This is a genomic window from Sphingobium xenophagum, assembly GCF_031457465.1.
Lineage (GTDB): Bacteria > Pseudomonadota > Alphaproteobacteria > Sphingomonadales > Sphingomonadaceae > Sphingobium > Sphingobium xenophagum_A.
The window spans coordinates 246,179-264,203 of the sequence record NZ_JAVDWV010000002.1; the positions used below are offsets into that span (position 1 = coordinate 246,179).

General features: G+C 61.9%; 18 protein-coding genes. 7 read left to right on the forward strand and 11 right to left on the reverse strand.

The window, feature by feature from the left end; translation table 11 throughout:
- Window positions 1-29: 29 nt before the first annotated feature.
- The 5 genes from J2W40_RS02815 to thiS all read right to left on the reverse strand — a co-directional run bounded on the left by J2W40_RS02815 (window position 30) and on the right by thiS (window position 3,785).
- A complete protein-coding gene (locus J2W40_RS02815) occupies window positions 30-470 on the reverse strand; it encodes an HIT family protein (protein ID WP_310221876.1) in 441 nt (146 codons plus the stop codon).
- Window positions 471-479: 9 nt separating this feature from the next.
- Complete coding sequence (locus tag J2W40_RS02820) at window positions 480-1,115, reverse strand: CoA transferase subunit B (protein WP_310221879.1); 636 nt, start codon at window positions 1,113-1,115, stop codon at window positions 480-482.
- Between the two features lie 2 nt (window positions 1,116-1,117).
- Complete coding sequence (locus J2W40_RS02825) at window positions 1,118-1,945, reverse strand: HAD family acid phosphatase (protein WP_310221963.1); 828 nt, start codon at window positions 1,943-1,945, stop codon at window positions 1,118-1,120.
- Between the two features lie 44 nt (window positions 1,946-1,989).
- Window positions 1,990-2,700 (reverse strand): CoA transferase subunit A, encoded by a 711-nt coding sequence (locus tag J2W40_RS02830; protein ID WP_310221881.1) that lies wholly within the window; start codon window positions 2,698-2,700, stop codon window positions 1,990-1,992.
- 83 nt (window positions 2,701-2,783) lie between these two features.
- Window positions 2,784-3,785, reverse strand: a complete 1,002-nt coding sequence (gene thiS / locus J2W40_RS02835) for a sulfur carrier protein ThiS (protein WP_310221883.1) — start codon at window positions 3,783-3,785, stop codon at window positions 2,784-2,786.
- 123 nt (window positions 3,786-3,908) lie between these two features.
- Between thiS and aroQ the strand changes: the two genes are divergently transcribed.
- The 4 genes from aroQ (at window position 3,909) to arsC (ending at window position 6,658) form a co-directional block, all read left to right on the forward strand.
- Window positions 3,909-4,349, forward strand: coding sequence for a type II 3-dehydroquinate dehydratase (aroQ, locus tag J2W40_RS02840; RefSeq protein ID WP_310221885.1), 441 nt, complete (start codon window positions 3,909-3,911; stop codon window positions 4,347-4,349).
- A gap of 118 nt (window positions 4,350-4,467) precedes the next feature.
- Entirely contained in the window at window positions 4,468-4,950 is a 483-nt protein-coding gene (accB, locus tag J2W40_RS02845) for an acetyl-CoA carboxylase biotin carboxyl carrier protein (RefSeq protein WP_310221887.1), read from the forward strand.
- A gap of 14 nt (window positions 4,951-4,964) precedes the next feature.
- Window positions 4,965-6,317 carry an acetyl-CoA carboxylase biotin carboxylase subunit gene (accC, locus tag J2W40_RS02850; protein ID WP_037477272.1) on the forward strand — a complete coding sequence of 451 codons (1,353 nt, stop codon included), beginning with the start codon at window positions 4,965-4,967 and terminating at the stop codon, window positions 6,315-6,317.
- Window positions 6,314-6,658, forward strand: a complete 345-nt coding sequence (gene arsC, locus J2W40_RS02855; RefSeq protein WP_310221889.1) for an arsenate reductase (glutaredoxin) — start codon at window positions 6,314-6,316, stop codon at window positions 6,656-6,658. Before accC ends, arsC begins: the two co-directional genes overlap by 4 nt.
- Window positions 6,659-6,698: 40 nt before the next feature.
- On the opposite strand, the gene J2W40_RS02860 is transcribed toward arsC, so the two are convergent.
- Complete coding sequence (locus J2W40_RS02860; RefSeq protein WP_310221891.1) at window positions 6,699-8,858, reverse strand: TonB-dependent siderophore receptor; 2,160 nt, start codon at window positions 8,856-8,858, stop codon at window positions 6,699-6,701.
- A gap of 147 nt (window positions 8,859-9,005) precedes the next feature.
- Here J2W40_RS02860 and J2W40_RS02865 point away from each other — a divergent pair, with 147 nt between their 5' ends.
- Window positions 9,006-9,755, forward strand: coding sequence for a ParA family protein (locus J2W40_RS02865; RefSeq protein ID WP_310221893.1), 750 nt, complete (start codon window positions 9,006-9,008; stop codon window positions 9,753-9,755).
- On the opposite strand, the gene J2W40_RS02870 is transcribed toward J2W40_RS02865, so the two are convergent.
- Together J2W40_RS02870 and J2W40_RS02875 are read right to left on the reverse strand one after the other, a co-directional pair.
- Window positions 9,756-12,053, reverse strand: a complete 2,298-nt coding sequence (locus J2W40_RS02870) for a putative bifunctional diguanylate cyclase/phosphodiesterase (RefSeq protein ID WP_310221896.1) — start codon at window positions 12,051-12,053, stop codon at window positions 9,756-9,758.
- A gap of 117 nt (window positions 12,054-12,170) precedes the next feature.
- Window positions 12,171-13,892, reverse strand: coding sequence for a fatty acyl-AMP ligase (locus J2W40_RS02875; RefSeq protein ID WP_310221964.1), 1,722 nt, complete (start codon window positions 13,890-13,892; stop codon window positions 12,171-12,173).
- Between the two features lie 186 nt (window positions 13,893-14,078).
- On the opposite strand from J2W40_RS02875, the gene J2W40_RS02880 reads away from it, so the two are divergent.
- Both J2W40_RS02880 and J2W40_RS02885 read left to right on the forward strand, forming a co-directional pair.
- Window positions 14,079-14,606 carry a regulatory protein RecX gene (locus tag J2W40_RS02880; RefSeq protein ID WP_310221898.1) on the forward strand — a complete coding sequence of 176 codons (528 nt, stop codon included), beginning with the start codon at window positions 14,079-14,081 and terminating at the stop codon, window positions 14,604-14,606.
- Window positions 14,607-15,213: 607 nt separating this feature from the next.
- Window positions 15,214-15,765: a hypothetical protein gene (locus tag J2W40_RS02885; RefSeq protein WP_310221899.1), complete on the forward strand. Its 552-nt coding sequence runs from the start codon at window positions 15,214-15,216 to the stop codon at window positions 15,763-15,765.
- Window positions 15,766-15,937: 172 nt separating this feature from the next.
- Here the strand turns inward: J2W40_RS02885 and J2W40_RS02890 are convergent, their stop codons facing one another.
- The 3 genes from J2W40_RS02890 to J2W40_RS02900 are packed head-to-tail and all read right to left on the reverse strand — an operon-like array spanning window position 15,938 to window position 18,006.
- On the reverse strand, window positions 15,938-16,402 hold the full coding sequence (locus J2W40_RS02890; protein ID WP_310221900.1) for an SRPBCC domain-containing protein: 465 nt from the start codon (window positions 16,400-16,402) through the stop codon (window positions 15,938-15,940).
- Entirely contained in the window at window positions 16,399-17,205 is an 807-nt protein-coding gene (locus J2W40_RS02895) for a VOC family protein (RefSeq protein ID WP_310221901.1), read from the reverse strand. The genes J2W40_RS02890 and J2W40_RS02895 overlap by 4 nt, the downstream gene beginning before the upstream one ends.
- Before the next feature lie 60 nt (window positions 17,206-17,265).
- Window positions 17,266-18,006, reverse strand: a complete 741-nt coding sequence (locus J2W40_RS02900; protein WP_310221902.1) for an SDR family oxidoreductase — start codon at window positions 18,004-18,006, stop codon at window positions 17,266-17,268.
- Window positions 18,007-18,025: the final 19 nt, after the last annotated feature.

An 18,025-nucleotide genomic window follows, 5' to 3' on the forward strand; every position in this document is an offset into this window, starting at 1 on the left:
GCGCGCGTCGATGATCGGAAACAGGCTCATCAAAGCTGCGCGCGAATCTCGTCGGCAAGCGCAGCGAGGGCGTCGGCATCAGCGACCTGGCCTTGACCATGGGCAGCAAAGCCGACGGCCTGCCCTTCCCAGCGCGGCACGATATGGACATGCAGGTGGAACACTGTCTGCCCCGCCGGTGCGCCGTTAAACTGGGCGATATGCAATCCGTCAGGCTTCAGCGCTTTGCTGATGGCGACCGCCACCTTCTGCACTACTGCCATCACCTGAGCCAGGGCTTCAGACTCTATTTCCAATATGTTGCGCGCCTTGGACCATTTGGAAATAACCAGTGCATGGCCCTTGGACTGCGGCTGGATATCGAGGAAGGCGAGCACATGCTCGTCCTCATACAGCTTGGTCGCGGGTATTTTCCCGGCAATGATGAGGGCGAAGGGGTTGCCCGCATCATAAGTTCCATTAAGGCTCATTCGCCGTCCTTATTGTATAAAATGCGCGGTCGTCTTGGCGGCGATGTCCTCCGCCGTAACGCCGGGGGCCATCTCGACCAGTTCGAACGGGCTTTCATGGTCAGGACGACGAAAGACGCACAAATCCGTCACGATCATGTCGACCACATTTTTGCCGGTCAGCGGCAGGGTGCAGGCGGGAATGAACTTGGGATCGCCATTCTTCGACGTATGCTCCATCACCACGATGATCTTCTTGACGCCAGCGACCAGATCCATGGCGCCGCCCATGCCCTTGATCATCTTGCCGGGGATCATCCAGTTGGCGATGTCGCCATTTTCCGCGACCTCCATCGCACCCAGCACGGTCAGATCGATATGCCCGCCCCGGATCATCGCGAAACTGTCGGCGGAGGAGAAATAGGCAGTCTGCGGCAATTCGCTGATCGTCTGCTTGCCTGCGTTGATCAGGTCCGCATCCTCTTCGCCTTCGAACGGGAACGGACCAATGCCCAGCATCCCATTTTCGGACTGAAGCGTCACTTCCACGCCGTCTGGAATATGGTTGGCGACCAGCGTCGGAATACCGATGCCCAGATTTACGTAGAAGCCGTCCTTGAGTTCCTTTGCCGCACGCGCAGCCATTTCATCACGAGTCCAGGGCATCTTCACTTCTCCCCATCGGCAGGCAAAGCCCACCTTTTGTTCATTGGAAACACATCGTCAAACCCGCCTTTGAGGCCGCTGCCATAGACCGGATTAGGCAGCACGAACCACCCCTTGCCCCACAACGCGGCCATTGCAGGAGCCTGTGTCGCGGCCCGTCGCGCCTGCACAGACTGGCCTGCATTGAACAGGTCTGAAAAATCACCGAGCTGGTCACCACCCATGGCGATGACGCAATAGCGCCCGGCAATCACCGCACGCCGACCATCCTTGCCCGACCCCAGCGTGTCATCGCCTTTCAGGAACAATGTCTGGCCATGCACCGCCTCGCCCAGGCCCGCCGCGCGGACCGCCTGCGCGGTCGCCGCTGCGTTGGCGGCAGAACGATTGGTGTTGAAGACCACGGTTATGCCCTCTTCCCGCAGGTGCGCCAGCGCCGCGACAGCACCCGGCACCGGGCTGACCGCGGCTGCGCCGGTGCGCTCCCACGCATCCCATGCTGCTTCGTCATAGCCTTTGCCCGACCGCGCATCATGATATTCATAGCCGATGTTAAGCAGCACGGTTTCATCGACATCGAACACGGCGGCAAAAGGCTTGTTCCCGCACGGAACGAAGCGCGGCTGGTCGAGTGACGCACCCGATGCCAGCACGACGGACTGCGCCGGTCGTGCCTTGGCCATCGCGGTGGCATGGGACGCGAGCATGGCGAATGCCTGCACCGACAGGGCCGCCGCCTCGCCCGACCCGTAGAGATATTGCATCCCGGCGGGCGGATTGGCTGGCGGCGGGGCGAACGGCCGCGTGGGCGGCGCGCAGGCGGCAAGCATCGTCAGCGACAATGCCACCGTTACCGCACGCAGCGCCACTGCGCTCACGCCGCTTCCCGCTGCCTTACGGTACGAAATTCGATCTTCTTCTCATAAGGCGCACCGACGATCATACGCTTCACATAAATGCCGGGCAGATGGATCGTATCGGGATCGAGCGAGCCGACCGGCACTACTTCCTCGACTTCGGCAACGCAGATTTTCGCAGCGGTGGCCATCGGTTGATTGAAGTTGCGCGCGGTCTTGCGGAAGATGAGGTTGCCGCTCTCGTCGGCCTTCCAGCCCTTGATGATCGCCACGTCGGCAAAGATGCCGCGTTCCAATATATAATCCTGCCCGTCGAAATTCTTGACTTCCTTGCCCTCGGCCACGGCCGTCCCGACGCCCGTCTTGGTGTAGAAGCCCGGAATGCCGGCACCACCCGCACGGCAGCGCTCGGCCAGCGTTCCCTGCGGGCAGAACTCGACCTCCAGCTCGCCCGCCAGATATTGCCGCTCAAATTCCTTGTTTTCCCCCACATAGGAGGAGATCATCTTCTTGACCTGCCGGGTGCGCAGCAGCTTGCCCAGCCCCTCGCCGTCGATCCCGGCATTGTTGGAAGCGATGGTCAAATCCTTGACCCCCGAATCGCGGATCGCATCGATCAACCGTTCAGGAATGCCGCAAAGGCCAAAGCCGCCCGCGCATAAATGCATACCATCGAAGAGGAGGCCTTCCAGGGCAGATGCCGCATCGGGGTAGAGCTTATTCACCATCGCTTATTCTCCTCCTCAACTTGATCCTGCCCATAGGGGACAAGGGGGCCGCCGGTCAATTTACTGCGATCGCCAAAAAAGCGTCAGATCAATCCTGCCAAAGGACTGGACGGATCGGCATACATGCGCTTGCCCATGCGTCCCGCGCGATAGGCCATACGCCCTGCCGCCACGCCCGCTTTCATCGCCGCCGCCATCAGCACCGGGTCTTTCGCCTCGGCGATTGCGGTGTTCATCAACACGCCGGTACAACCCAGTTCCATCGCCTGCGCCGCTTCCGACGCCGTGCCAACACCGGCATCGACCAATACCGGCAGCTTCGTGCCCTCCACAATCAGCCGGATCGTCACCCGGTTCTGGATACCCAGCCCCGACCCGATCGGCGCGCCCAGCGGCATGATCGCGACCGCCCCGACATCCTCCAGCCGCTTGGCCGCGATCGGATCATCGACGCAATAGACCATCGGCTTGAAGCCTTCCTTGGCCAATATCTCGGTCGCGCGCAGCGTTTCGACCATGTCGGGATAGAGCGTCCGCGCCTCGCCCAGCACTTCGAGCTTCACCAATTCCCAACCGCCCGCTTCCCGCGCCAGGCGCAGCGTACGGATCGCGTCCTCACCCGTGAAACAGCCCGCCGTATTGGGTAGATAAGTGATGACCTTGGGGTCGATATAATCGGTCAGCATCGGCGCCTTGGGGTCCGACACATTGACGCGCCGCACGGCGACCGTAACGATCTCCGCCCCCGACGCCGCAACCGCCGCCGCATTCTGCTCGAAACTCTTATATTTGCCCGTGCCGACGATCAGTCGCGAGCGGAATGTCTTGCCCGCGACGCTCCAGCTATCGTCGCTCGCCGGAGCGATGTCGCCACCCCCGACGAAATGCACGATTTCCAGCTCGTCACCATCCTCGACCATCACATCCTGCAACGTCGAGCGAGGCACGACCGCCAGATTGCGTTCCACGGCCACTTTTTCCGGCACGAAACCCAGTTCGCTCGCCAGCGCCGCCAGCGTCAGCCCTTCGCGCACCCGCCGATGCTCGCCATTGATGTGGATGGATATGGTGCCGTCGACGCTCACGATATGCGGTCCCGTTCTTGCAAAAAGGAAACGTGCCTCGACTTGGCGCGGCACGAAAGGCTAAGGATTGAGCCGCATATAGGGGCGGCATCGCCCCAGCCGCAACATGCAAGGGGGATCGCCATGGCGGATAGTCGCAAAATCTATGTTCTCAACGGCCCCAATCTCAACCTGCTGGGCACGCGCGAGCCGGAAATCTATGGCTATGACACGCTCGACGACATCGCCGAACGGATGGAGGATGCCGCAACGCGCGCCCATGTCGTCCTCGATTTTCGCCAGTCCAATCATGAAGGCCATCTGATCGACTGGCTACAGGAAGCCCATGGCGAAGGCGCACATGCGATCATCATCAATCCGGGCGGCCTGACCCATACCTCGGTTGCCCTGCACGATGCGATCAAGGCGATCACCGTGCCGGTGATCGAAATTCACCTGTCCAACCCCCATGCGCGCGAGCCTTTCCGCCATAAAAGCTATGTCGGCATGGCCGCGAAGGGGACGATCGCGGGCTTCGGGCCTCTCTCTTATATGCTCGCGCTCGAAGCCGCACTGGAACTATAGCATCGGCGCATACAGCGTTGCGCTCGATCGGCCGGACGTTACAAAGTTGCGCTTTGCCGCAAACCGGCATAGGCGCTGGCCGCTACAGACACGTTAGAATGGCAAACAAGGGTCAACCATGAACGACAAGCAAGACAAGGGCGCGATGCAGGTGGACGTTACCCTGGTGCGCGAACTGGCCGCGCTGCTGGACGACACCAACCTGACCGAAATCGAGGTCGAAGACGGCGATCGCAAGATCCGCGTCGCGCGCAAGGCCGGGGCCATGGCCCCCGTCTATGCCGCACCGCCCGCCGCGCCCGTTGCAGCGGCCGCCCCCGCCGTGGCCGCGCCTGCCGCCACCGCAGCCGAACCTGCCATGCCCGCCGGAACGCTCGTGCGCTCGCCGATCGTCGGCACCGCCTATCTGTCGGCCGAACCGGGCGCTGCGCCCTTCGCCCGTATCGGATCGCAGGTTGCTGCCGGTGAAACCGTGCTGATCGTCGAAGCCATGAAGGTCATGAACGCGATCTCCGCGCCGGTATCGGGCACGGTCAAGGCCGTATTCGTCGACAACGGCCAGCCGGTCGAGTTCGACCAGCCGCTCATCGTGATCGAATAAGGCCGCTATACCCCATGGCCATTGAAAAGCTGCTCATCGCCAATCGCGGCGAAATCGCGCTCCGCATCCATCGCGCCTGCCATGAAATGGGCATCAAGACGGTCGCGGTCCATTCCACCGCCGACGCCGACGCCATGCATGTGCGCCTCGCCGACGAAGCGATCTGCATCGGGCCGCCCGCCGCGCGCGACAGCTATCTGAACGTCGCCGCGATCATCTCCGCCGCCGAAATCTCCGGCGCGGACGCGATCCATCCCGGCTATGGTTTCTTAAGCGAAAACGCCAAATTCGCCGAGATCGTGGAAGCGCATGGCATCGCCTTCGTCGGGCCAAAGCCCGAACATATCCGCACCATGGGCGACAAGATCGAGGCGAAGCGCACCGCTGGCGCGCTTGGCCTGCCGCTCGTCCCCGGTTCCGATGGCGCGATCAGCGATCTGGAAGAAGCCAAGGCGATCGCGGAGAAGGCCGGTTACCCGGTCATCATCAAGGCGGCTTCGGGCGGCGGCGGTCGCGGCATGAAGGTCTGCACCTCGCCCGACGATCTGGAAACGCTGATGCAGCAGGCCGGGTCCGAAGCGAAGGCCGCCTTTGGCGACGCCACCGTCTATCTCGAAAAATATCTCGGCAACCCCCGCCATATCGAAATCCAGGTGTTCGGCGACGGCAAGGGCAATGCCATCCATCTGGGCGAGCGCGACTGTTCGCTCCAGCGCCGCCACCAGAAGGTGCTGGAAGAAGCCCCCTCCCCGGTCCTCGGCCAAGCCGATCGCGAACGTATCGGCGGCATCTGCGCCAAAGCGATGGCCGACATGGCCTATCGCGGCGCGGGCACGATCGAATTTCTGTGGGAAGATGGGGAATTCTACTTCATCGAAATGAATACCCGGCTTCAGGTCGAACATCCGGTGACCGAAATGATCACCGGGGTCGATCTGGTGCGCGAACAGATCCGCATTGCCGAGGGCAGACCGCTGTCGGTCGCGCAGGAGGATATCGTCTTTTCGGGCCATGCGATCGAATGCCGCATCAACGCTGAAGACCCGCGCACCTTCGCCCCCTCGCCCGGCACCGTGACCAGCTATCACGTCCCCGGCGGCATGCATGTCCGCGTCGATAGCGGCCTGTATCAGGGCTATAAGGTGCCGCCTTATTACGACTCCATGATCGGCAAGCTGATCGTCTATGGCCGCACTCGCGAGGGCGCGATCATGCGCCTGAAACGCGCGCTGGAGGAATATGTGATCGAAGGGATGAAGACCACCATCCCGTTGCATCAGGCGCTGCTGCGCGATCCTGAGTTCCTCAACGGCGACTATACGATCAAGTGGCTGGAGGAATGGCTGGCCCGCGACGGCCAGCCATGAAGGCAAGCATCTGGCATAATCCCCGCTGTTCGAAATCGCGTGAGGCGCTTGCGATCCTGCAAGCGACGCCGGGCGTGGAGGTCGAGATCGTCGATTATCTCAAGACCCCTCCGAGCCGTGCCGAACTGGAAGCGCTGTTCGCCAAGGCTGGCGTCACCCCTGCGCAGGCGCTGCGCAAGGGCGAGGCCGTGGTGAAGGAGATCGGCCTCAATACGGACAGAGATTCGGACATACTTCGTGCGATGGCATCGCACCCGATCCTGATCGAGCGCCCGATCGTGATCACGGAAAAAGGTGCTGTCATCGCCCGCCCACCAGAAAAGGCGCGCGACGTCCTGTGATGCTGGATGGGGGGCAGGCAATGCGCCTGCCCCCCATCTCTCAAAAGCGATATTGCAACGTCAGCGTGACGTTACGCGGTTCGCCGAAGGCATGCTGATTGTAGAAACCAATCTGCGAATAATAATATTTGTCGAACAGATTTTCGACATTGACCTGCGCCGACATGACGGGACTGAATTCATAGCGTCCCATCAAGTTGACCAGCGCATAGGGCTTGACCTCCAACCGTTCCGCCGCCCCTGTCACCGGGTTGATGGCGTCGGTATAGCTCAACCCCTCCCAATTGACCCCGCCGCCTACGGTCAGACTGTTCAGCTTATAGGTGGTGAATAGGCGCAACAACTTCTGCGCATAAAGCGTGTTGATACGCGCGCCGTTCGCATCTTTGGCGCGAAACTGGGTGTAGTTGCCGCTGACCGACCAGCCGGGCAGCACTTCGCCATTAGCCTCGACTTCGAATCCGGTGCTTCTGGCGCCCTTGATCGCCCGATAGGCTTGCTCATTTTCCGTACCTGGCACGGGGACGTCGCCGTCCAGCACGCCGAAATTATCCTGCTCGATGCGGAAAACCGACAGCGCTGTGTTCAGTCGCCCGCCAAAGAAGCTGCTCTTGAGCCCGGCCTCATAGGTGCTGCCCGATAGCGGATCGAGGAACTGGCCGTTGCGGTTCCGTATCTGCTGCGGCTGGAAAATGTCGGTATAGCTGGCATAAAGCGTATGGCCCGGCGCGATATCGTATAGCAGCCCGGCATAGGGCGTGAACTTGTTGCGGATGCCATAATCGATCGCCATGCCATAATAGCCGCCAGTGCGATCCCAGCTATTAAGTCGCCCGCCCAATATGAGCTTGAGCGAATCCGCCAGGTTGACCCGGGTCGACGCGAAATAGCCCCATTGCTTGGTGGCGAGGTCCACCTGATGGCTGCGCGCGCCCCAGGTCGGTTCGGCATAGCTGCCATCCCAGGTCAGGAAATTCCCCGGCGTCGCGACATTGCTGCGCGCATAGCCGAAAAAGTCCATATCCTGCTTGGCATAGCTTGCCCCGACCATCAGTTCATGGTCGCGACCGAACAGCGCGTAGCTGCCATTCAGCCGGATGCCGACGTCGAACTGGTTGCGCCGCGCGTCAAAGCGACTGGGCGAGGCCGACATACCAAGACCCGTATCCTTATCCGGCTGCCCCGACAGGAACAGCAATCGCATGTCGCTGCTATTCTGCGTATAATTGCCATAGACGCGCAATTGCCACCGTTCGCCGAGTTGCTGCGTCGCATCGGCAAAATAGGTGGCATTTTTCGCCGGCCATGTCGTCCAGTCCGCACCTATGCTCTTTGACCGGCTCCAATCCGTGCGCGACCCGTCGGAAAACCAGGTCGGCAAGCCGCCCCATTGGGTGCCGCTGGCATCATGGTCCTGATAACTGGCGCCGAAGCGCAGATGGGTGTCCACCGTGACATCAGCGTCGATCACGCCGTACAGCACGAGTTTCTTGTTGTGCAGGCGGTCAATGAAACTGTCGCCTTCCTCATATTTGGCCACGACCCGCCCGCGCACGGCGCCATCGGCGGTGATGGGCGCGCTGATATCGCCCATGACGAAGAAATTGTCCCAGCGGCTTGCGGAAGCGGTCAGCGTTCCGGTCAGATGATCGCTGTCGGCATGTTTGCGCACCAGATTGACCGAAGCCGAAGGGTTGCCAACGCCGGTCAGCAGGCCGGTGGCACCGCGCACGATTTCGACCTGTTCGTAGAGGATGACGTCCAGATTGGATTCACCCGCGCTGAACCCTTGGTCCCACTGCACCGGGATACCGTCAATCTGATAGATATTGATGTCGAAGCCGCGCGCCGAAAAGCCGTTGCGCGAACTGTCCAGCGCCTTGACCGAGACGCCCGCTGCGTTGTTCATCACATCGCTCAGCGTTCGGATCGCCTGATCCTCCATCCGCTGCGCCGTCATCACCGTGACGGACTGGGGCGTTTCCTGAATGCTCAGGCCCAGTCCCGTCGCCGACCCCAGTTTCTCATTGGTGGTGTAGGATCCCGTGACGATGATCTGGTCCGTTTCCGTCGCATCGGTCGGGACAGAGGTCTGCGCCTGTGCGGGCGCGACGAGCAGCAGCGCCAGCGGCGATGCCGTGATGGACAAAAGAATGACGTGCGACTTTGGCATGGCGATGCCCCCCGGTGACCTGTTCATATTGATATTGCGAATGATTCGCGATCTCCATATGCGTTTCTGCGTCCGGACTGTCAATCGACAAGGATTGCGCCACCGTCACGGTCGCGTAACATGAGGATGATTGAGCGCTTGCTTTGGCGGACGGAAGCCGTAGCTTCACGCTCCATGGCAAAGGAACCGGCATTGGCGACCATCGCCGTCTACAGTCTCAAAGGTGGCGTGGGCAAAACCACATTCGCGATCAACCTCGCCTGGGCATCGGCCAGCATATCGAAACGGCGCACTTTATTGTGGGATCTCGATCCGCAGGCAGCATCCAGCTGGCTTGTCTCCACCGACAGCAAGAGCCGAGACGCCGCGCAGGCGATCTTCAGCAAGGATGTCGAGGTCAGGAAGCTGATTCAGCCTTCGACCGTGCCGGGGCTGGACCTGATCGCGGCGGATACGTCGCTGCGCAGCCTCGATCATCTCTTTCGGGAAATGGACAAGAAGAAACGGCTGTCCAAGCTGATCGAGAGCCTCGGCAAGGATTATGACCGCATCATCCTCGATTGCCCGCCGGGCCTGACCGAAACCAGCGAACAGGTGCTGCGCGCCGCCGACCTGATCGTCATCCCGGTTATACCCTCGCCATTGTCCCAGCGGGCCATGGGCGAAGTCGCGCGCTATCTGGTCGAACGCGGCGGTGCGCATGCGCCGATCCTGCCGGTCTATTCGATGGTCGATCGCCGCCGCAGCCTGCACCGCAAGGCGCTGGATGAACATCCCGGCTGGCCCGCCATCCCGATGGCCAGCATGATCGAGCAGATGACGGTGCGCCGCAAGCCGTTGGGGGCCTTTGCGCCAAATTCCCAACCGGCGAAGGATTTCGCCGCGCTCTGGACTACCGTCGAACGGCTGCTGCAGGCTGGCTGATCAGGCAATCAGCCGTTCAGGCACCATCGGGAACAGCGCATCCGCGTCCTGGGCGGACATGGGCCGGCCGAAATAATAGCCCTGCACTTTCTTGCAGCCCAATGCGCGCACCATGGCAAGTTCCGTATCATTTTCGACGCCCTCGGCCGTCGTCGCCATGCCCAGACTCTCGGCCAATGTGACGACGGCGCGAATGATCGCCAGGCTTTCCGCTACGCCCTTTGAGGCACCGACCACGAAGCTGCGGTCGATCTTGATCGTGGTAAAGCGCGTCCGGCTGAGATAGCCAAGCGAGCTATAGCCGGTGCCGAAATCGTCGAGCGAGAGCTGAATGCCCAGCCCCAGCAACTGATCGAGCACCCGCAGCGCACCGGCATCCTCGCTCATGAACACGCTTTCGGTCACTTCCAGTTCCAGGCGGCGCGCATCCAGCCCGCTCTGCGCCAGCGCCGATACCACGGTCGCGACAAAGCTGGGGTGGGTGAGTTGTTCGGCCGACACATTGACGGCAACCCGCACATCGTCCGGCCAGTGCACGGCCTGGGCGCAGGCTGTGCGCAGCACCCATTCACCGATCGGCGCGATCAGCCGCGCTTCTTCGGCGACCGGCACGAATTTGGCGGGCGAGATCGGCCCCATTTCAGGATGCGTCCAGCGGGCCAGCGCCTCGAATCCGACAACCCGGCCGCTATCGGCTTCTACGACGGGCTGATACAGGACGTGCATCTGCTCCTTTTCCAGCGCCTCGCGCAGCGCCAGTTCCAGCAGGCGCCGTTCCTCGGCCTTGGCATGGAGTTGCGGCTCATAGGCGCGATGCACGCCACCGCCATCATCCTTGGCCCGATAGAGCGCCAGATCCGCACTGCGGATCAATGCCTCGGAATCGCGGCCATCGGTGGGGGACTGCGCCGACCCGATCGACGCCCCGATATAGAGGCTATGGCCGTCAATCTGATAGGTGGCGGAGAGCAGGGCGATAATGGTGTCGGCCAATTGCGCGATAGCATGGCCGTCCGGCGCGGCCGGTATCACGACAGCAAATTCGTCGCCGCCAATCCGACCGCAAAATTCCTGGCCTCGGCAGGCCCGCCGCAATCGGCGCGCGACCTCGCTCAGCAATTTGTCGCCGATCTGATGCCCCAGCGTGTCGTTGATGGATTTGAAGCGATCAAGATCGACCATCAGGAAGGCGCAGCCGGGCTTACGGCCACCCGCCGCCGCGACCGCCTGATCCAGCACTTCGCGCAAATGGCTGCGGTTGGGCAGGCCCGTCAGCGGATCGAACCGTGCCAATTGCGCAATCTTGTCGGCTGATTCGCGCTGCACCGTCACGTCCGACGCCACGCCGCGAAAACCCTGAAACACACCATTATCATCATAGCGCGGCGATGCGGATAACTCCCACCAGCGCGTCTTGCCGGACACGCCGACCGGCAGCACCAGATTGGAGAAACTCTCACGGCGTTTGAGATGATCGGCAAGGCTATGCAGGCCGGCGGCAAACCGCCCGCTTTCCCACGCGCTGCCCGCCAATATCTGGACCAGCGGCGCGCCCTCCAACTGGTCCGGCGTCAACCCCATCGTTTCCGCAAAGCGCCTGGACGCGCCATTGATGCGCCGCATGGCATCAGTCTGCCACAGCCAGTCGGAGCCGCCTTCCTCATATTCGCGTAGCAACAGGCTGACGACTTCGGTCTTTTCCGCCAGTTCCGCCGTGCTACTATGCTGGCGCGCAAAGGTCCGCGCATAGATGAGGCAGCCTGCCAGCAAGGAGAGCGCATAGCTGGTCGCCAGAGCATGAAGCGGCATTTGCAGGCCATCGCCGAACATCGCGCACAGCCCGGCGATACAGGGCAGCAGAAACACGATCGCCGCAAGGGGGGTCGCAGCATAGCTGATGGCGCCGCATACCATGATGCAGCTTACCAGCGTCCAGAGCGCGACCATTTCCTCGGTCTCTCCGGCGTGCGCCACGATCATCATGCAGGCGGCCCAGGACAGGCCCAGCGCCAACGCGCCTATCCCGTGCCGGCGCAGATCCCGTGCCGCCAAGCCGACATTGTCGGCGCGACGGCGGCTGCGATCGAGCCACAGGCCCATTACCATGCTGCCGATCAGCGCGATGCTCCATCCGCCGAGCAAAATGGGCGAGCAGCAATGGGCGAAGACTTGCCAGACAAAAATCAGGCCCAGAAGATTCATGACATGGCGCAGCAGCGCTACACTGTCAGCGGCGCGGAACTGCGCCTCCAACACACGATGCTGGGCGTCATCGGCGATATCGCCAAGGCCCATCATCGCCCGAAGGCTTATCCGTTCCCGACATTCCGGGTCGTTTTTCTGGTGATCCCTTTTGCCCACCGTGCCGCGATAACGGCGATGGGTTATGATTCGGTAACCCTGGGGTCGGAAAGATCAGGCGGCGATGTCGTAGGGGCGGATTTCTCCGGTCAGATAGAGATTGCGCGCCTTGGACCGGCTCAATTTGCCCGAACTGGTGCGCGGCAGGGTGCGCGGCGGCACCAGTTCGACGACGCAGTTCATGCCGGTGATGGCGCGCACGCGCTCGCGGATCTGGTCGCGCAGGCGCGAGCGTTCCTCATTGTCGGAGGTGCGGCAATGGACCAGCACGGCGGGCGCTTCCTCGCCGCCCGGCGTGGTGATGGCGAAGGCGGCGATGTCGCCCTGCTTGAAGCCGGGCAATTGTTCGACCGCCCATTCAATGTCCTGCGGCCAGTGATTCTTGCCATTGATGATGATCATGTCCTTGGCGCGGCCGACAATGTAGAGATAGCCGTCGCTCAGATAGCCCATGTCGCCCGTGTCGAGCCAGCCGTCGAGCATGCAGGCGTCGGTCGCCGCCTGATCGCGGAAATAGCCGACCATCAGGCTTGGCCCGGTGGTCCACACCTTGCCGATCTGCCGCTCGCGCAGCGGGCCGCCATCTTCGTCGCGGATTTCCACGACCATGTCCTTGGCGGGCTTTCCGCAATTAACGATCGAACGGAAGCGCTGCGGACGCCCCTCGGTCGCGTCGCCGCCCGACAGATCGGTTTCCTCGACCAGTTCGACGATGATGCCCTCGCCCGGCGGCATGATCGTCACCGCCAGCGTCGCTTCGGCAAGGCCATAGCTTGGCAGGAAGGCGCTGGGCGAGAAACCGGCATCGGCAAAGGCATCGACGAAGCTTTGCATCACGTCGGGGCGGATCATGTCCGCGCCATTGCCCGCCAGCCGCCAGCGCGACAGGTCGAAGCGATCCTGCGCCTTGGTCTGGCTGGACATGCGACGGGCGCAAATGTCGTAGCCGAAGGTCGGCGAATAGCTGATCGAGGTGCCTTCGTTGCGGCTGATAAGGTCGAGCCAGGCCAGCGGACGGCGGGCGAAATCCTCGGTCTTCATATAGTCGGTCGACACCTGGTTGGCGACGACCGACAGGAAGCAGCCGACCAGCCCCATGTCATGATACCAGGGCAGCCAACTGATGCAGCGGTCGCTCTCCTGCACCTGCATCCCGTGGCTGTGCGCCGACAGGTTGGACAGCAGCGCATGATGCGTCACGGCGACGCCATGGGGGAAGCGGGTCGAACCGCTGCTATATTGCAGATAGGCGATCTCGTCGCTGCGCGCCTGCGGCAAGGCGCAGGGGATGGCGTCGCGGGCAATGAAATCCTCGAACGCGATGCTTTCGACCGCCTTTTGCCGACCGGATTCCCCGGCCATGTCGGCCAGTTCGCGGGGAAAGAGGAACAGCATGGGATCGCAACTGGTGAGCTGGACATTGAGCTGGTCGATATAGCTTTCCTTGCCGCCGAAGCTGGTCGGCAGCGGCAGCGGCACCGGCCAGGCCCCGGCATAGACGATGCCGAAGAAGAGCTGCGCAAAGTCCGCCCCGGTTTCGGCGACCAGCGCAACGCGATCGGCGGGCTTGACGCCATGAGCGATCAGGCGATGGGCGCAGGCGATGGCATCGTCGCGCAATGTGCTGAACGGATAAGGCCGCGCCAGATTGCCGCGCGCATCATGGAAATTCAGGCCCCGCTTGCCCCGCGCCGCATAGTCCAGCGCCTCGCCCAGCGTCTCGAAGTCCGAGAAGCGGCGCGGCAGGTCATCGGTGGTCGGCGTCGGTGCCATCATCTCTTGCGAACCCGTCATATTGGCGTGACCATCTGGTCTAAAAATCGTGAAAGCGCGGCCGCTATCATCTTTGACTGCGACATGCACCGGATATTGCATTCCAGCGTCTACCCTTAGCCGACAAGGGACGGTAAAATTCCGGCCCGACTGTGGCATAAACATGGCGCATAGCGCATGAAAGCGAATATGTCCGGCAAACGCCTCCCCCCGCCGCTCGATGAGGCGACGATGCGCGACATGGCGCTGCGCCATGTTGCCCGTTTCGCCACCAGCCGGGGTAAACTTCTGAGCTATCTCAAGCGCAAGATCAAGGAGCGCGGCTGGGGCGGCGAACAGCCCGCCGACCCGGACGGGCTGGCCGATCGCTTCGTGGAACTGGGCTATATCGATGATGCGGGCTATGCCGTGATGAAGAGTGGCGCGCTCGCCCGGCGTGGCTATGGCGCGCGGCGGATCGACCAGGATCTGCGCGCGGCCGGGATCGGCGAGGAAGACCGGGCGCAGGCCGACGCGCAGATCGCGGCCGAAGCCTGGGCGGCGGCGGACCGCTTTGCCCGGCGCAAGCGGGTCGGCCCCTATGCCACCGCGCCGCTCGACCCCAAGCAGCGCGAGAAGGCCATCGCCGCCTTTTTGCGCGCGGGCCATGATTATGCCGTGGCACGGCGCTGGGTGGACGCCGCGCCGGGGGTGACGTTGGCGCAGGAGGAGGCATAGCGGGTCAGGGGCACGGCAGGGGCACAGCCTGTAAGTTCACACCGTCGCTGACCTGATTTTGCACGGAAAAATCGGGCAAAAGCGCGCGGAAAGTGCCGCCGAAGTCCTGGCGACGCGCCGGTCAGATCATAGGGAGGTGCCGGTTGGGTCACAGCGAAGCGCCACCCGCGCAGCAGCGGCGGGGGCTGGCTGGACATTGGCGCGGGGCAATGGGCGGCGGGATGCGGTTTCATTGGCAAGGATAAACCAGACGAAATCCTATTTTGGAAGGGGCTTTCGGGTGGGGGTGGGCGCGATGTCTGTCCCGTCATCCCGGCCCCTTCGACAGGCTTGATCCGGGGTCCATTAGCCTCGTCCTCTCAACGACGTCGAACCGTCGAGCCAATAGATGCCGGGTCAAGCCCGGCATGACGCCAAGGGGTGGATAGCTGACAGGCGGCTTAAGGAAATGCATAAACCAATAGCGGCCATTTCGTCATGCCGGAAAACCCCGCTAACGAGGTTGTCGCACAGCTCCTCAATCCGACAGTGATTTTCGAACAATCGTGGGTCTGGAACGACCTTACAATACCGCCTGCAACGCAATTTCCGCAGAATTGCGTGACGATTGTACGGCAAACATGAGATTGCCGACGGGACCATAGGCAGCCAATTTACCATTGACCGATTGCGGACGTTATCATTTCAATGCAAGATCGCCTCGATGGCTCAAGGCTGCTCCTCAATTAATCGTGCTGTGTGCATAACCATCGCCTTGGTCCTAACTTCTTGTGGTGCGCAAAAGTCAGAAAACGTTTCTAATGCAACTGAGAGCACTGTTACCGCGAGAGGTATTACCTATCAAATCATAAGCGGTAAAGATCTAAGAAATACTATCGCCGAACACAACTTGGTTGAAATACCAACCGTTCATGATACTACTTATCGCCAGTACTATAATAACGGAATTGCGATAAGAGATTGCAATGGGACATGCAGCGGCATTTGGATGATCGACGAAAACAGGCTATGTGAGCAGTATAATAACGATACAAAAATGCAATGTTTCTATATATTAAAGCGCGATGGGAGATATTATCAGAGTTATAAATTAGATAAAGTAGAAGATTACATCACCCGTATTGATATAACCCCGATCAACTATAATTATGCGCGGTAATGCCGACGCTGAGATAATGCCTTTTACCCGCCAATTTTGACCGATCACCCTCCTGTCGAAGCCATTTTCTGATGCTATGTCCGACAAACAGGTGTTTTCCATCAGCATCGGCTTCCGGGCATGACATATTCGCGGATAAATGTCCGGCTATGGTCGATAGGCCCTCCCCGCCTCACCCCACCGCCGCCGCCTCACACAACACCTTAAACTGCGCCATCATCGCATCCCAACCGGGATGAAAGCCCATCTCCAGATGCCGCGCTTTGGCACCCGCATCCCAATGACGCGCGGTCGCGGTGAAGCGCGTGCCCTCGCCCTCCGGCGCGAAGGACCAGATCGCGGTGAGGAACGGCGTCTGCGGCACCCAGCCGACGGCATAGGCATCGGTGGTGACGATCCGCTCGTGTGGCACGACCTCCAGGAAAACGCCCTCCATCGGCCCACTATCCTCGCCATCCGGCCCGAACATCCGCACCGCGCTGCGCCCGCCGGGGCGCATATCCTCTTCGATCACCTCGGCGCGCCAGGGTTTGGGGCAGAACCATTCGCCCTTGCGATCGCGCCACACCGTCCAGCATGTCGCGGGCGACGCGGCGATAGGACAGGTTACGGACAGCTCGTGGGCGTCCTCGCTCATGGCGCTTGTTCCCCGCGCATCCCCACCAGCGCGAACATCGCGCCCTGCGGGTCGAGCGCCTGGATGATCCAGCCACCGCCCGGCACCTCTGTCGGGCCATTAAGCACGGTGCCGCCCCCGGCCGTCACGCGCTCAACCGCCGCGTCGATATCGCCGACGATGAAGTAGAACAGCCACAGCGGCACCGGCATTTCCTTGGGCCGCGGCATGATGCCGCCGGTCATGCTCTGGAAATCGCTGCCGCCGGTCTGCGAAACGAGCTGATACAGCCCCATCTCGCCCATATCCATCGCCTCGCCCTTGGTCCAACCGAACGCCCCGGTGTAGAAGGCCATGTCGGCGTCGAAAGCGCCGCTATAGAGTTCATGCCAGCCGACATGCCCCATCGCCATCGGCGGCACCGGGTCCATCTCGTCGGGGCTATCGCCCTTGAGCAACATGAAGGTCGCGCCGCCCGGATCGGCCATCACCGCAAAGCGGCCGACGCCCGGAATATCCTCCGCCTCGCGCTGCACGCGCCCGCCCGCTGCCACCAGCCGCGCCGCGTCCGCATCGACATCGCCCGACCCGACATAGCCACCCCACCAGGGCGTCATGCCGCAATCCTTCGCCTCGACGGGGATCGCCATGACGCCGCCCACCGGCCCGGCGCTGCCCGACACGACCATATAGGGCTCATCGGTCCGCTCGCCACCAAAGGCCTGCGCCGTCCAGCCGATCACGTCGCCATAGAAAGCCAGCGCCGCCTGCGGATCGCTGGTCATCAGTTCATACCAGAAGAATTGGCCATTCACGTCGGTCATCGTCCGTCTCCATCTGTTAGGGAGCGACCAAGATTTGGCTACCTCCTTCCTCTTCGCCGATCAATGCCCGCCGTTGAGCATCGCAAACACCTGATCGAATTCGCCGCGCTGCGTCGCCTCGCTCAGAAATTTCACCCGTTCGACATGGATTTCCGCCGGGGTCGGCTGTTGCCGCAGCAACGCCATGGTCTCGGCAATATAGTCGGCCAGCGGCATCATCTCGTCATTCTCGGCATGACCCGGCATCAGGTCGGTCTGCACGCCCGGCGGCACGATCTCGATCACCTCGATGCTGCTATCCTTGAGTTGCGCGCGCATGCCCTGCGACCAGCTATGGATCGCCGCCTTGGTCGCGCTATAGGTCGGCGTCGCCGCCAGCGGCACGAAGGCCAGCCCCGACGACACGGTGATCAGGCTCGCCGCCGCCTGCGCCCGCAGATGCGGCAACAGCGCATGGCTCAGCCGGATCGGCCCCAGCAAATTGGTCGCCACCGTCGTTTCCGCAATGGCAAGGTCAATGCCCTCCTCCACGATCATCACGCCCGCATTCAGCACCACGGCATTGAGCGCCGGGAACTCCGCAACCAGCTTGTCCGCGAACGCGACAATCGCCGCAGCATCCTCCATATCCAGCGTCATCGCCGCCATGCCGGGATGCGCGGCGACCACCGCATCGAGCGCCGCCTGCCGCCGCCCCGCGATGATGACCTGATTGCCCGCCTCATGAAATTCATGCGCCAGCGCCGCGCCGATGCCCGATCCGCCGCCGGTGATGAGGATGGTGTTGCCTGTCGTCTGCATGGGTCACTCCTTGTCTTAG

Coding starts and splice junctions, on each gene's coding strand:
- J2W40_RS02880 (WP_310221898.1), top strand. CDS start 14,079: ATGTCCGGCAAACGCCTCCCCCCGCCGCTCGATGAGGCGACGATGCGC.
- J2W40_RS02820 (WP_310221879.1), bottom strand. CDS start 1,115: ATGCCCTGGACTCGTGATGAAATGGCTGCGCGTGCGGCAAAGGAACTC.
- J2W40_RS02825 (WP_310221963.1), bottom strand. CDS start 1,945: ATGCTTGCCGCCTGCGCGCCGCCCACGCGGCCGTTCGCCCCGCCGCCA.
- J2W40_RS02900 (WP_310221902.1), bottom strand. CDS start 18,006: ATGCAGACGACAGGCAACACCATCCTCATCACCGGCGGCGGATCGGGC.
- accB (WP_310221887.1), top strand. CDS start 4,468: ATGAACGACAAGCAAGACAAGGGCGCGATGCAGGTGGACGTTACCCTG.
- accC (WP_037477272.1), top strand. CDS start 4,965: ATGGCCATTGAAAAGCTGCTCATCGCCAATCGCGGCGAAATCGCGCTC.
- J2W40_RS02865 (WP_310221893.1), top strand. CDS start 9,006: ATGGCAAAGGAACCGGCATTGGCGACCATCGCCGTCTACAGTCTCAAA.
- arsC (WP_310221889.1), top strand. CDS start 6,314: ATGAAGGCAAGCATCTGGCATAATCCCCGCTGTTCGAAATCGCGTGAG.
- J2W40_RS02860 (WP_310221891.1), bottom strand. CDS start 8,858: ATGAACAGGTCACCGGGGGGCATCGCCATGCCAAAGTCGCACGTCATT.
- J2W40_RS02895 (WP_310221901.1), bottom strand. CDS start 17,205: ATGACCGACGTGAATGGCCAATTCTTCTGGTATGAACTGATGACCAGC.
- J2W40_RS02870 (WP_310221896.1), bottom strand. CDS start 12,053: ATGATGGGCCTTGGCGATATCGCCGATGACGCCCAGCATCGTGTGTTG.
- aroQ (WP_310221885.1), top strand. CDS start 3,909: ATGGCGGATAGTCGCAAAATCTATGTTCTCAACGGCCCCAATCTCAAC.
- J2W40_RS02830 (WP_310221881.1), bottom strand. CDS start 2,700: ATGGTGAATAAGCTCTACCCCGATGCGGCATCTGCCCTGGAAGGCCTC.
- J2W40_RS02815 (WP_310221876.1), bottom strand. CDS start 470: ATGAGCCTTAATGGAACTTATGATGCGGGCAACCCCTTCGCCCTCATC.
- J2W40_RS02875 (WP_310221964.1), bottom strand. CDS start 13,892: ATGATGGCACCGACGCCGACCACCGATGACCTGCCGCGCCGCTTCTCG.
- J2W40_RS02890 (WP_310221900.1), bottom strand. CDS start 16,402: ATGAGCGAGGACGCCCACGAGCTGTCCGTAACCTGTCCTATCGCCGCG.